Source organism: Ideonella sp. (assembly GCF_041918995.1).
Taxonomy (GTDB): domain Bacteria; phylum Pseudomonadota; class Gammaproteobacteria; order Burkholderiales; family Burkholderiaceae_C; genus Ideonella.
Genome location: NZ_JAYRUN010000010.1, coordinates 100,686 through 113,651, shown reverse-complemented (window position 1 = coordinate 113,651; position 12,966 = coordinate 100,686). Strand labels below are relative to the sequence as shown.

Below are 12,966 nucleotides of genomic sequence, written 5' to 3'. Positions count from 1 at the left end.
TCCCGGAGTTGACCATGACCCCTGCTTCCGACCCCTCCTCCGACGACGTCCGCCTGGCGGCGCTGTCGGCCCTGTGCGATGGCGAGGCGACGCCCGGCGAGGCGCGGCAGTGCTTCGAGGACTGGCGACAGGACGACGCCGCCCGGGCACGGTGGCACGGCTACCAGTGGATCGGCGACGTGATGCGGTCGGAAGACCTCGCCTCCGATCCGTCTCACGACGAGGCCTTCCTCCAGCGGCTGCGCGCGCGCATGGCGGACGAACCGGTGGTGCTGGCGCCGGTGGCGACGCCGGCCCAGTCGCCAAAGCTGGCCACGGCAGGGCGGCCCCTGCCGATCGCGGTCCGCCGCGCCCGCTGGGGGGCGCCCGCGGCCATGGCGGCCGGGGTGATGGTCGTCAGCGGCGCCTTGCTGGTGCTGCGCAGCGAGGGGCCGGCCGTTCCTGCCGGCTCCACGGTGGTGGCCGGGGGCGGAGCGGACGTGCCTGTCGTGGCCGTGTCCGCGCAGGCGCCGGCCGCCGCAAGCGCGGTGCCCCTGCTGCCCGAAGCGGCGCCCATGCTGCGCAACGCGGAGATCGACCGCTACCTCAGCGCCCACCGGCAGTACGTGGCCAGCCCGAGCCTCGCGCTGCCGGGCGGTGTGCGCCAAGTGGCCGTCGGGGCAGAAGGCCGCTGAACCCGTGCCCGTGCTGCGCGTGCCCTTGAAGCCGTCCGTGCACGGCAGGGACTGGCCGGCGGGCCGCCCGGGCGCTGCCCGCTGGGCCGCCGCGGCGTCGCTGGGCCTGGGGCTGGCCGTGGCTGCCCCGGCGCTGGCGCAGCCGGCGGGGCCAGTGCCGGCGACGTCCAGCCCCGTGTCCGCGCCGGTGTCCGACGCGCGAGCCTGGCTGCAGCGCGTGAACGACGCGGCGCGCTTGCGCAGCTACGAGGGCACCCTGGTGTCCAGCGACGCGCGCTCGATGATGGTGTGGCGTGTGGCGCACTATGCCGATGGCGGCCAACAGGCCGAGCGCATCGACGCGTTGGGCGGCGAGCCGCTCACGGTGCTGCGCTACAACGATGTCGTGCACAAGGTGTGGCTGCGTACGCGGGTGGCCGAGGTCGAGCAGCGCGACGCGCGTGCGCGCTTTCCGGCGCTGCCCGCCGCGGGCAGTGAGCAGCAGGTGTTCGAGTGGTACGAGTGGCAGCCCAAGGGCGCGGCCCGCGTGGCCGGCCACGAAGCCGAGGTCGTGCTGCTCAAGGCGCGCGACGCCGCACGCTTCAGCCAGCGGCTGTGGGCCGAGCGCGGCAGCGGCCTGCTGCTGCGGGTGGACATCCTCGGCCCGGGCGAGCAGCTGCTCGAGTGGGCCGCCTTCTCCGACATCCTCATCGGCGTGCGCCCCCGCATGCACGCCGTGACGGACCAACTCCGGCGCCTGGACGGCTACCGCGTGCTGCGGCCCGCGGTGCTGCCCACCAGCCTGGACAACGAAGGCTGGCAGCTGCAGGCGCCGCCGCCGGGCTTCCGGCCGGTGCAGTGTGCCAAGCGTTCGCTCGACCCCGCCGGAGCGGCCGGTGCGCCGGTCGTCCTGCAGGCCATCTATTCCGATGGCCTCACGCATGTCTCGCTGTTCATCGAACCTTTCGATGCGAAGCGGCACCAAGCGGAGGTCGCCGGCTCCATCGGCGCGACGCACACCTACATGGCGCGGCGCGACGACCAATGGGTCACTGTCATGGGCGACGTGCCGATGGAGACGCTCAAGCGTTTCGCGTCGGCACTGCAGAAGAAGCGCTAGCCTTGTTCCGGAAGGAGAACACATGCCCCGTTCCGCCATTGCGATGGCTCCCCGCCGCGCGCCGCGCGGCCTGATCGCCGCTGCGGCCCTGTCCCTGGCCGCCGCCTTCACGGCGCTGCCGCCGCTGCCGGCGTCCGCCCAGACCCGGGTGCTGCCGGACTTCACCGAGCTGGTCGACCAGGTCGGCCCGTCCGTGGTCAACATCCGCACCACCGAACGGGTGCGCGGCATGGGTCCGCGCGGCGGCCAGGTCGACCCCGGCCTGGAGGAGTTCTTCCGTCGCTTCGGCATTCCCCTGCCCAACGGGCGGGGTGGCCCCCGCGGCGGCAACGAGGACGAGGACGACGACCGGCCGCAGCGACGCGGCGTCGGGTCGGGCTTCATCGTGAGCACCGATGGCTACGTGATGACGAACGCGCACGTGGTCGAAGGGGCCGACGAGCTCATCGTCACCCTGACCGACAAGCGCGAGTTCAAGGCCAAGGTCATCGGCGCCGACGCGCGCACCGACGTGGCCGTGGTGAAGATCGAGGCGACGGGTCTGCCCGCCGTGAAGATCGGCGACATCAACCGCCTCAAGGTGGGCGAGTGGGTGATGGCCATCGGCTCGCCCTTCGGCCTGGACAACACGGTGACGGCCGGCATCGTCAGCGCCAAGCAGCGCGACACCGGCGACTTCCTGCCCTTCATCCAGACCGACGTGGCCATCAACCCCGGCAATTCGGGCGGGCCGCTGATCAACCTGCGTGGCGAGGTGGTGGGCATCAACTCGCAGATCTACAGCCCCTCGGGCGGCTACGCCGGCATCTCCTTCGCCATCCCGATCGACGAGGCGATCCGCGTGTCGGAGCAGCTGCGTGCCAGCGGCCGCGTGATCCGTGGCCGCATCGGTGTGCGCATCGCGCCGGTCACGAAGGAAGTGGCCGAGTCCATCGGGCTGGGCAAGCCGGTGGGCGCGCTCGTGCAGGGCGTCGAGCCCGGCACGCCGGCCGAAAAGGCGGGCATCGAGGCGGGCGACATCATCGTCAAGGTGGATGGACGCCCGGTGGAACGTTCTGGCGACCTGCCGCGTGTCATTGGTGGCACCAAGCCCGGCACGAAGACCACGCTGCAGGTCTTCCGCCGTGGCACCTACAAGGACGTGGTGGTGACCGTGGCCGAACTCGAGGCCGACAAGCCCCGCACCCCCACGCCGGTGCCGCCTGCGGATGCCCCGTCGTCCGCCGCCGCCAAGGCGCACCTCGGCCTGGTCGTGAGCGACCTCACCGAGGCCCAGCGCAAGGAGTTGCGCGTGCGTGGCGGCGTGCGGGTCAGCGAGGCCGAAGGCCCTGCCGCACGCGCCGGCCTGCGCGAGGGCGACGTGGTGCTGTCGGTGAACAACGTCGAAGTCACCGACGTGAAGCAGTTCGGCGCATTGGCCGCCAAGCTGGACAAGGCCAAGCCTGCCACGCTGCTGGTGCGGCGCGGCGAGTGGGTGAACTACGTGGTCATCCGGCCCGCGCGTTGACCCCCAAGGCGGCCCCTGCCGCCCCGTTCCGAGGACCCGCTGCCCCACCGGGACGGCGGGTCTTTTCACGTCATGGGATCTGTGCCCTCCGCCTGCAGTGGGTGCAAAAGTGTGTGGGCACTGACCTACCGAGTCGCTTCCCGGGATTGCGCGCTCGAACGCGTACAATCGGGCCAGACGACGCGGCTTTGATGAGCGACGCCGGCATGGCGGAGGGTGCACACCGGCATCCGGCCAGCGCGCGACGGCATCTGTGGATAACTTGTGGATGAATTCCCTTGTTGGCACCCCGCAACGTGGCCGGGCCGGCTCACGGCGGGGGTTGCGGCGGGGGGCTTTTGGCTACAATGAAGGCCCAACAAGCAGTTGCCATACGTTTTGTTGGAAGGCGCGTCTCCTCTTTGGACGTGCCTTTTTTTTAGCCTCCGTACGGGGCCGCCCGCCCGGGCCCTGCGCCCCCTGACACCCTGGCCCACGCCGGTGTCGCGAGGGCCTACACGACTTGCGCCGGCCGAGCCGACGTTCCCATGGACCACATCCGCAACTTCTCCATCATTGCCCACATCGACCACGGCAAGAGCACGCTGGCCGACCGCCTCATCCAGCGCTGCGGCGGGTTGAGCGACCGCGAGATGGAAGCGCAAGTGCTCGACTCGATGGACATCGAGCGCGAGCGCGGCATCACGATCAAGGCGCAGACCGCGGCGCTGCAGTACACCGCGCGCGATGGCCGGACCTACAACCTCAACCTCATCGACACCCCGGGCCACGTCGACTTCTCGTACGAGGTGAGCCGCTCGCTGTCGGCGTGCGAGGGCGCGCTGCTGGTGGTCGATGCCAGCCAGGGCGTGGAGGCCCAGACGGTGGCCAACTGCTACACCGCGCTCGACCTCGGCGTCGAAGTGGTGCCGGTGTTGAACAAGATGGACTTGCCGCAGGCAGACCCGGACAACGCCAAGGCCGAGATCGAGGACGTGATCGGCATCGACGCTTCCGACGCCATTCCGTGCTCGGCCAAGACCGGCATGGGCATCGACGACATCCTCGAGGCGGTGATCACGCGCATGCCACCGCCCAAGGGCAACCCCGCCGGCGCACCGCGGGCGATGATCATCGACGCCTGGTTCGACAACTATGTGGGCGTCGTGATGCTCGTGCGCGTGGTCGACGGCCAGCTCGCCAAGGGCGAGCGCATCCGCATGATGGCGACCAACACGGTCTATCCCATCGAGCACCTGGGCGTGTTCACGCCCAAGAGCGAGAACCGCGACGTGCTGAAGGCCGGCGAGGTGGGCTTCATCATCGCGGGCATCAAGGAGCTGGCCGCGGCGAAGGTGGGCGACACCGTCACGCTCGAGAAGAAGCTGCCCAACAACGCCGGCCCGGCCACCGAGCCGCTGCCGGGCTTCAAGGAAATCCAGCCGCAGGTCTTCGCGGGGCTGTACCCCACCGAGGCCAGCGAGTACGACCAGCTGCGCGACGCGCTGGAAAAGCTCAAGCTCAACGACAGCTCGCTGCGCTTCGAGCCCGAGGTGTCCCAGGCGCTGGGCTTCGGCTTCCGATGCGGCTTCCTCGGCCTGCTGCACATGGAGATCGTGCAGGAGCGGCTCGAGCGCGAGTTCGACCAGGACCTGGTCACCACCGCCCCCAGCGTGGTGTACGAGGTCGAGCTGAACGACGGCACCGTGCTGGAGGTGGAGAACCCCAGCAAGATGCCCGACCTGGGCCGCATCCGGGAGATCCGCGAGCCCATCGTCACCGTGCACCTGTACATGCCGCAGGACTACGTGGGCGTGGTCATGACGCTGTGCAACCACAAGCGGGGCGTGCAGCTGAACATGGCCTACCACGGCAAGCAGGTCATGCTCACGTACGAGCTGCCGCTGGCCGAGATCGTGCTCGACTTCTTCGACAAGCTGAAGTCCGCCTCACGCGGCTATGCCTCGATGGACTACGAGTTCAAGGAGTACCGGGCGGCCGACGTGGTGAAGGTGGACATCCTCATCAACGGTGATCGCGTCGACCCGCTGGCGATGATCGTCCACCGCTCGCAGAGCCAGTACCGCGGCCGCGCCGTGGCCGCCAAGATGCGCGAGCAGATCCCCCGCCAGATGTACGACGTGGCGATCCAGGCCGCCATCGGCGCCAACATCATCGCGCGCGAGAACATCAAGGCGCTGCGCAAGAACGTGCTGGCAAAATGCTACGGCGGCGACATCACCCGCAAGCGCAAGCTGCTCGAGAAGCAGAAGGCCGGCAAGAAGCGGATGAAGCAGATCGGCTCGGTCGAGGTGCCGCAGGAGGCCTTCCTGGCCATCCTGCAGGTGGACGACTGACACGGCTGCTTGACCGCGGCGGCCTGCCATTCGGCAGCCCTTCATTTCCAACGCGCCCACGAGGCACCCCCTACCCGATGAGCATCCTCACCGCGGCCCTGTACGCCGTCCTGATCATCTACCTCGGCGGCTGGTACATGGACAAGTGGGTGGGCAACTTCTCGTTGCTGCTGTTCCTGCTGTCGGTCGTCACGTTCTTCTACTGGCTGGCCGAGCGCTTCCACTTCCGCCCTCGGCGCGAGGCCGCCGCCCGCACGCTGGAGCAGCAGGACATGGCACGCCGTGCGCAGCTGGCCGCCCAGGGCATCACCCAGGTCGACGGCAACGTGGAGGAAGCCCGGGCGCGCCTGCTGATGCAGCCCTGGTGGCTGGACTGGACCGCGGGGCTCTTCCCCGTGATCATCGTCGTGTTCGTGCTGCGCTCGTTCCTCTTCGAGCCGTTCAAGATTCCTTCGGGATCGATGATCCCGACGCTGGAGGTGGGCGACCTGATCCTCGTGAACAAGTTTCACTATGGCGTGCGCCTGCCCGTGATCAACAAGAAGATCATCGACAACCACTCGCCGAAGCGCGGCGACGTGGTGGTCTTCCGTTATCCGCTGGACACCCGCATCGACTACATCAAGCGCGTGGTGGCGGTGCCCGGGGACGTGGTGAGCTACGGCAACCACCAGCTCAAGCTGAACGGGCAGCCGGTGCCGCTGACGCCCCAGGGTGACGGCTACGACGAGGAGAGCATCCGCTACATGGCCGTGTTCGCCGAGAAGCTGGGCGAGGTCGAGCACCGCATCCAGCACGAGAAGGGCGCGGGCCAGTCGTTCCACCCGATCACGGTGTTCCCCTACCGCGAGGCCTGCAGCTACAGCGCGGAGGGCGTGTCCTGCACCGTGCCCCCGGGCCACTACTTCGTCATGGGCGACAACCGTGACAATTCCCAGGATTCACGCTACTGGGGCTTCGTGCCGGAGCAGAACCTGGTCGGCCGGGCCTTCTTCATCTGGATGAATTTCGGTAACCTCGGCCGGATCGGTGGCTTTCATTGACGTGCCGCCGCCGTCCTGACAGGAGCAACCCGACCATGAGCCGTCCCATGATGCCCGCACCCGCCAGCCGCCGTGCCCAACGAGGCCTGAGCGTGATCGGGCTGCTGTTCTGGGCCATCGTGGTGGGCGCGCTGGCGGTCTTCGCGATCAAGGTGTACCCCTCGGTGCAGAAGTACATCACCACGCGCCAGGCACTCGACCGCGTCATGCGGGCCGATCCGCCGCCCAACTCCGTGCCCGCCATCCGCACCGCCTTCGACCGCCAGCGCGACATCGAGTACATCCAGGACATGCTGCGCGGTGCCGACCTCGAGATCGAGGCCGTGGGCTCCGGATTCAGTGTGGGCTTTTCGTATGACGACGAGGTCGAGATCGCGGATCCGGTCTACTTGCTGATCAAGTACCGCTACACCGCTCCGTCCACGCGCTGACGCATGGCGCGGTGTGGAACCGACGACCGACACCGCCTGCCCGATGGATACCCGCCACGACGCGCTGCAGCAGCGCCTGGACTACCGTTTTCGACAGCCCGAGCTCCTGCAGCGGGCGCTGACGCACCGCAGCTTCGGCGCGGGCCACAACGAGCGCCTGGAGTTCCTGGGCGATTCGGTGCTCAACCTCGGCGTTTCGCGCCTGCTCTTCGACCGCTTCGGTGACTCGGACGAGGGCGACCTCACGCGCATCCGCGCCCACCTCGTCCGCGAGGACACCCTGCACCGACTCGCCCTGGCCCTGCGGCTGGCCGAGGTGCTGCGCATGTCCGAGGGCGAGGCCCGCGGCGGCGGGGCCCAGCGCCCTTCCATCCTCGCCGATGCGATGGAGGCCGTCATCGGCGCGGTCTACCTCGACGGCGGTGCCGAGGCCGCGCACGCGCTGGTGGCCCGCCTGTTCGGCGAGATGATCGCCGGCACCGGCGTGGACGCCTGGCGCAAGGACCCCAAGACCGAGCTGCAGGAGTGGCTGCAGGCGCGCCGCATCGCGGTGCCCGCCTACCGGATCGTGGCCACGCGCGGCCAGGCGCACGCCCAGACCTTCGAGGTCGAAGCCGCGGTGCCCAGCCTGGAGCGTGCCGCGCGCGGCGAAGGGCGCTCGCGCCGGGCGGCCGAGCAGGAGGCCGCGCAGGCGTTGCTCGAGCAGCTGCAGCAGGCCGAGCCACCGCGCCCCTGAGACCCCGCTGCCGCACCGGCCGCCGTGTGCGGGACAATCGACCCGTGGACACCAACCCCCAGACGCCCGAGGCCGCGCCGCAACGCTGCGGCCTCATCGCCATCGTCGGCCGCCCCAACGTGGGCAAGTCGACGCTCATGAACGCCCTGGTCGGCCAGAAGATCAGCATCACCTCGGCCAAGGCGCAGACCACGCGCCACCGCATCACCGGCGTGCGCACGGTGGGGCCGGCGCAGTTCGTGTTCGTCGACACGCCCGGCTTCCAGACCAAGCACTCGGCCGCGCTGAACCGCTCGCTCAACCGCGCCGTGGTGGGCACGCTGGCGGACGTGGACGTGGTGATCTTCGTCGTCGAGGCCGGCCGCTTCGGCATGGACGACGCCAAGGTGCTCGCGCTGCTGCAAGGCGAATCGCTCAAGCACAAGCCGGTGGTGCTGGTGGCCAACAAGCTGGATGCCGTGCAGCGTCGCACCGACCTGCTGCCCTGGCTCAAGGGCATGCAGGACCGCCACACGTTTGCCGAGTACGTGCCCATGTCGGCGCACAAGGCGGCCGACGTCGACCGGCTGTTCGGCATCCTCCAGGCCTACCTGCCCGAGCAGCCCTGGTACTACGACGAGGACATGCTCACCGACCGCAGCGAGAAGTTCCTCGCCAGCGAGATCATCCGCGAGAAGCTCTTCCGCCTCACGGGCGACGAGCTGCCCTACACCTCCACCGTGGTCATCGACAAGTGGGAGGAAGGGGATGACAGCCCCGAAGACGCTGCGCCCGCCGGCGAGGTCCGCGTGCCGGCCTTCGCCGGCCGCCGGTGCCGCATCAGCGCCTCCATCGTGGTGGAGCGCGACGCGCACAAGGGCATGATCATCGGCGCCCAGGGCGAGCGGCTCAAGCGCATCGGCAGCGAGGCGCGCCAGGAGCTCGAGCGCCTGATGGACGCCAAGGTGTTCCTGGAGCTGTGGGTGAAGGTGCGCTCCGGCTGGGCCGACAGCGAGGAGCACCTGCGCAGCTACGGCTACGAGTAGCCGCGCCGCCATGGCTGCCCGCCACCCGGCCGCCAGCGCGGCCTATGTGCTGCATCGCTGGGACTGGAGCGAGAGCAGCCTGATCCTGGACGTGTTCACGCGCGACCAGGGGCGGCTCACCGTGGTGGCCAAGGGGGCCAAGCGGCCCTACTCGCAGCTGCGTGCGGCCCTGCTGCCGTTCCAGCGCATCAGCGTGTCCGTGGGCCGGCCGCGCGAGGAGGCGGCCGAGATCCACACCCTGCGCGGCGCGGAGTGGGCGGGCGGCGGGCCCATGCTCGGCGGGGCCGCCCTGTTCTCGGGCTTCTACCTCAACGAGCTGCTGATGAAGCTGCTCGCCCGGCACGACGCCCATCCGCGCCTGTTCGACGCCTACGCCGCCACGCTGCCCGCGCTGGCGGCCGGCCACGATGCGCTGTCGCAGGCGGCCTTGCGGGCGTTCGAGCTGGTGCTGCTGCAGGAGATCGGCCTGCTGCCGCAGCTCGACCTGCACACCGCCACCCTGCAGCCCGTCGGCGACGACGAGGCCTGCGCCCTGCGCCCCGAGTCCGGTGTCGGCCTGGCGAACGACGGCGAACTGCCGCTGCGCGGCGCGCTGCTGCAGCGCCTGCAGGCGGCGCTCGATGCGGGCGACATGCCGGCCTTGCAGGCGGTGTGCGCCGAGGCCCTCGCGCCGCTCAAGCAATGGCTGCGTGCGCTGCTTCACTATCATCTGGGCAGCCCGAGGCTGCGCACTCGCGAGGTCATGATCGACGCGCAGCAGCTGCTCGAGGGCGCCGCCCGCGGGGCGCCCACCCCTGCCACCCCCACCACGCCAGCGCCTGCGCCCGGCGTGGGCTCGGCCGCCGTGCCGGTCCGCCCATGAACCCACTCGTCGCCCCCGAAGCCGGCCACCGGCCCCACGCCGGCCGCACCGCCCTGTCGGTCAACCTCAACAAGGTGGCCTTGCTGCGCAACACGCGCCACCTGGCCATCCCCAGCGTCACCCGGGCGGCCGAGCAGGTGCTGCAGGCCGGCGCGGACGGCATCACCGTGCATCCGCGTCCGGACGAGCGCCACATCCGCGCCAACGATGTGCATGAGCTGGCCGCGCTGCTCAAGGCCTGGCCCGAGGCGGAGTACAACATCGAGGGCAACCCGCTGCACAACCTGATGGACTTCGTGCGTACCGTGCGGCCGCACCAGGCCACCTTCGTGCCGGACACCGTGGGCCAGTTCACCTCCGACCACGGCTGGGACCTCCGGCACGATGCCGAGCGCATCCGCCCGCTGATCGCGGAGTGCCAGGCGCTGGGCGTGCGCGTGAGCCTGTTCATGGACCCGGTGCCCGAGGCCATGGCCGCCGCCCGTGCCGTGGGCGCCGACCGGGTCGAGCTCTACACCGAGGCCTATGCCCGGGCCTTCGGCACGCCCGACGAGGCGGCCGTGCGCGCCCGCTACGCGGCAGCCGCTTCGGCGGCGCTGGCCGCCGGCCTGGGCGTGAATGCGGGGCACGACCTCAACCGCGACAACCTCAGCGCCTTCCTGCGTGAGGTGCCCGGCGTGGCCGAGGTGTCCATCGGCCATGCGCTCATCGCCGATGCGCTGGAGCTGGGCTACACCGACACCGTGCGCGCCTACCTGCGCGCCATCGCGCTGGCCCACGGGCCGGCCACCGCCTCGGCATGATCTTCGGCACCGGCACCGACATCTGCGACCTGCGGCGCATCGCCGAGACGCTCGCGCGCCGCGGCGACCGCTTCGCGCAGAAGGTGCTCGGCCCGGCGGAACTGCAGGTGTTCCACGCCCGCCGCGCGCGCGCCGAATCGCGCGGCCTGGCCTACCTGGGCACGCGCTTTTCCTGCAAGGAAGCGTTTTCCAAGGCCATCGGGATGGGCATGCACATGCCCATGACCTGGCGCGCCTGCGAGACGCTCAACCACCCGAGCGGCCAGCCGTACATCCGCCTGCATGGCGCGCTGGCCGAGTGGTTCGCCGCGCGGCGCCTGCGTGCGCACGTCACCCTCAGCGACGAGAGCGACTACGCCGTGAGCTTCGTCGTCGTCGAGCACGACCCCGACGCCCTCCACCATTCCCTTTCCCCGATCGCCCCATGAGCACCCACGCGCCCGTCATCCTCGACACCGCCGGCCCGGCCCTGTCTGCCGACGACCGCCGGCGGCTGAAGCACCCGCTCACCGGCGGCCTCATCCTCTTCGCCCGCCACTTCGACAGCCGTGCGCAGCTGACCGCCTACGTGGCCGAGGCCAAGGCCGTGCGGCCCGACCTGCTGGTGTGCGTGGACCATGAAGGCGGCCGCGTGCAGCGCTTTCGCACCGACGGCTTCACCCACCTGCCGCCCATGCGCGCGCTGGGCGAGCTGTGGATGCGCGACGCCATGGCCGCCACGGCCGCGGCCACGGCGGCCGGCTTCGTGCTCGCGGCCGAGTTGCGCGCCTGCGGTGTCGATTTCAGCTTCACCCCCGTGCTGGACCTGGACCACGGCCACAGCGCGGTGATCGGCGACCGCGCCTTCCACCGCGATGCCCGCGTCACCACGCTGCTGGCCAAGAGCCTGATGCACGGCCTGATGCAGGCCGGCATGGCCAGCTGCGGCAAGCACTTCCCCGGCCACGGCTTCGTGGAGGCCGACAGCCACGTGGCGGCGCCCGTGGACCGGCGCGGCAAGCGCGCCATCCTGGGCGACGACGCGCTTCCCTACGGCTGGCTGGGTACCGTGCTGCACAGCGTGATGCCCGCGCACGTGACCTACCCACGCGTGGACAGCCGGCCGGCCGGCTTCTCGCGCGTGTGGCTGCAGGACATCCTGCGCGGCCAGCTGGGCTTCACCGGCGCCGTGTTCAGCGACGATCTCAGCATGGAAGGCGCGCGGGTGCTCGACGGCCATGCCGTGAGCGCCACCCAGGCGGGCATCGCCGCGCTGGAGGCCGGCTGCGACCTGGTGCTGCTGTGCAACCAGAGCCAGGTCGATGGCGGCGCGGCGGTGGATGCCTTGCTCGACGGCCTGGCCATGGCCGCCGAGCGTGGCCAATGGCAGCCGAGCGACGACAGCGAGGCGCGCCGCGTGGCGCTGCTGCCGCAGACCGACCCGCTGCCCTGGGACGAGCTGATGCACGACGCGCGCTACCAGCACGCGCTGGAGGCCATCGCGTTCTGACGGGCGCGGCGCCCCTCCGGAGGACCGGCATGTTCGTGGTCTGTGGCGAGGCCTTGTTCGACGTGTTCGCGGGCGACCGCACGCCCGCCGGGCTGGCCCTGGACGCCCGCATCGGCGGATCGCCGTTCAACGTGGCGATGGGGCTGGCGCGCCTCGGGCAGCCGGTGTCGCTGTGTGCCGGCATCGCGCGGGGTGCACTGGGCGACCGGCTGATGCAGGCCCTGGCCGAGGAGCGCATCGGCACGGGCCTCGTGCGGCGGCTCGACGCCCCGGCCACGCTGAGCCTGGTGGGCCTGGACAACCAGGGCGTGGCCAGCTACAGCTTCTACGGCCACGGGGCGGCGGACCGCCTGCTGCCGGCCGAGGTGGTGGACGCCGTGCCCGAGGACACGGCCGCCGTGCACGTCGGCTCGTACACGATGGTCGTGGAGCCGGTGGCCAGCGTGCACCGGGCGCTCGTGCAGCGGTGGCAGGGGCGCGCCCTGGTCAGCCACGACGTCAACGTGCGGCTGAACGTCGAGCCGTCCATCGATCGCTGGCGGGCCGCGGTCGACTGGATGGCCGGGCGCGCCGACCTGCTCAAGCTGAGCGACGAGGACGCCGCGCTGCTGTACCCGGGCGAGGCGGCCGACGCGCTGGCCGCCGGCTGGCGCGCGCGCGGCACCGGCGTGGTCGTCATGACCCGCGGCGCGCAGGGCGCGCGCGCCTGGCTGGCCGGCGGCCCGCTGGACGTGCCCCCCGTGCCGACGCCGCTGGTGGACACCGTGGGGGCCGGCGACACCTTCCAGGCCGCGATGCTCGCCGGCCTGGCGGAGCGCGGCCTGCTCGGCCCGGCTGCCATGCGCGCGGCACCCCGGGCGGCCTGGGAGGCCGTGCTGGGCTGGGCGGCCCGCGCCGCGGCACTCACCTGCGCCCGCCGCGGCGCCGACCTGCCGCGCCGTCCCGACCTGCCGTGACGGCG

The 12,966-nt window shown here is 71.0% G+C and carries 12 protein-coding genes and 1 pseudogene; all 13 read left to right on the top strand.

Annotation, left to right across the window (positions count from 1 at the left end; translation table 11 throughout):
• Positions 1-14: 14 nt before the first annotated feature.
• The 13 genes and pseudogenes from ACE3UN_RS10950 to ACE3UN_RS10890 all read left to right on the top strand — a co-directional run bounded on the left by ACE3UN_RS10950 (position 15) and on the right by ACE3UN_RS10890 (position 12,961).
• A complete protein-coding gene (locus ACE3UN_RS10950) occupies positions 15-674 on the top strand; it encodes a sigma-E factor negative regulatory protein (RefSeq protein ID WP_374674976.1) in 660 nt (219 codons plus the stop codon).
• A 4-nt stretch (positions 675-678) separates the two neighbouring features.
• Positions 679-1,773, top strand: a complete 1,095-nt coding sequence (locus tag ACE3UN_RS10945; RefSeq protein ID WP_374674975.1) for a MucB/RseB C-terminal domain-containing protein — start codon at positions 679-681, stop codon at positions 1,771-1,773.
• Between the two features lie 22 nt (positions 1,774-1,795).
• Positions 1,796-3,280, top strand: coding sequence for a DegQ family serine endoprotease (locus ACE3UN_RS10940; protein WP_374674974.1), 1,485 nt, complete (start codon positions 1,796-1,798; stop codon positions 3,278-3,280).
• A gap of 527 nt (positions 3,281-3,807) precedes the next feature.
• Positions 3,808-5,616 carry a translation elongation factor 4 gene (gene lepA / locus ACE3UN_RS10935; protein WP_374674973.1) on the top strand — a complete coding sequence of 603 codons (1,809 nt, stop codon included), beginning with the start codon at positions 3,808-3,810 and terminating at the stop codon, positions 5,614-5,616.
• A gap of 77 nt (positions 5,617-5,693) precedes the next feature.
• Positions 5,694-6,659, top strand: a complete 966-nt coding sequence (gene lepB, locus ACE3UN_RS10930; protein ID WP_374674972.1) for a signal peptidase I — start codon at positions 5,694-5,696, stop codon at positions 6,657-6,659.
• Positions 6,660-6,694: 35 nt separating this feature from the next.
• Complete coding sequence (locus tag ACE3UN_RS10925; protein ID WP_374674971.1) at positions 6,695-7,090, top strand: DUF4845 domain-containing protein; 396 nt, start codon at positions 6,695-6,697, stop codon at positions 7,088-7,090.
• A 43-nt stretch (positions 7,091-7,133) separates the two neighbouring features.
• Complete coding sequence (rnc, locus tag ACE3UN_RS10920; RefSeq protein ID WP_374674970.1) at positions 7,134-7,826, top strand: ribonuclease III; 693 nt, start codon at positions 7,134-7,136, stop codon at positions 7,824-7,826.
• A gap of 44 nt (positions 7,827-7,870) precedes the next feature.
• Entirely contained in the window at positions 7,871-8,851 is a 981-nt protein-coding gene (gene era / locus ACE3UN_RS10915; protein ID WP_374674969.1) for a GTPase Era, read from the top strand.
• Positions 8,852-8,861: 10 nt separating this feature from the next.
• Positions 8,862-9,614 (top strand): annotated as a pseudogene (gene recO, locus ACE3UN_RS10910) (DNA repair protein RecO); the annotation flags it as partial.
• Positions 9,615-9,709: 95 nt separating this feature from the next.
• Entirely contained in the window at positions 9,710-10,516 is an 807-nt protein-coding gene (locus tag ACE3UN_RS10905) for a pyridoxine 5'-phosphate synthase (protein WP_374674968.1), read from the top strand.
• A complete protein-coding gene (acpS, locus tag ACE3UN_RS10900) occupies positions 10,513-10,944 on the top strand; it encodes a holo-ACP synthase (RefSeq protein WP_374674967.1) in 432 nt (143 codons plus the stop codon). Before ACE3UN_RS10905 ends, acpS begins: the two co-directional genes overlap by 4 nt.
• On the top strand, positions 10,941-12,005 hold the full coding sequence (gene nagZ, locus ACE3UN_RS10895; RefSeq protein ID WP_374674966.1) for a beta-N-acetylhexosaminidase: 1,065 nt from the start codon (positions 10,941-10,943) through the stop codon (positions 12,003-12,005). Before acpS ends, nagZ begins: the two co-directional genes overlap by 4 nt.
• Before the next feature lie 29 nt (positions 12,006-12,034).
• Positions 12,035-12,961, top strand: coding sequence for a carbohydrate kinase (locus ACE3UN_RS10890; RefSeq protein ID WP_374674965.1), 927 nt, complete (start codon positions 12,035-12,037; stop codon positions 12,959-12,961).
• Positions 12,962-12,966 lie beyond the last annotated feature (5 nt).

Bases quoted from the DNA above. Each gene is read 5' to 3' on its own strand.
- ACE3UN_RS10890 (WP_374674965.1), top strand. From the start codon at position 12,035: ATGTTCGTGGTCTGTGGCGAGGCCTTGTTCGACGTGTTCGCGGGCGAC.
- rnc (WP_374674970.1), top strand. From the start codon at position 7,134: ATGGATACCCGCCACGACGCGCTGCAGCAGCGCCTGGACTACCGTTTT.
- acpS (WP_374674967.1), top strand. From the start codon at position 10,513: ATGATCTTCGGCACCGGCACCGACATCTGCGACCTGCGGCGCATCGCC.
- ACE3UN_RS10950 (WP_374674976.1), top strand. From the start codon at position 15: ATGACCCCTGCTTCCGACCCCTCCTCCGACGACGTCCGCCTGGCGGCG.
- lepA (WP_374674973.1), top strand. From the start codon at position 3,808: ATGGACCACATCCGCAACTTCTCCATCATTGCCCACATCGACCACGGC.
- lepB (WP_374674972.1), top strand. From the start codon at position 5,694: ATGAGCATCCTCACCGCGGCCCTGTACGCCGTCCTGATCATCTACCTC.
- nagZ (WP_374674966.1), top strand. From the start codon at position 10,941: ATGAGCACCCACGCGCCCGTCATCCTCGACACCGCCGGCCCGGCCCTG.
- ACE3UN_RS10925 (WP_374674971.1), top strand. From the start codon at position 6,695: ATGAGCCGTCCCATGATGCCCGCACCCGCCAGCCGCCGTGCCCAACGA.
- ACE3UN_RS10940 (WP_374674974.1), top strand. From the start codon at position 1,796: ATGCCCCGTTCCGCCATTGCGATGGCTCCCCGCCGCGCGCCGCGCGGC.
- ACE3UN_RS10905 (WP_374674968.1), top strand. From the start codon at position 9,710: ATGAACCCACTCGTCGCCCCCGAAGCCGGCCACCGGCCCCACGCCGGC.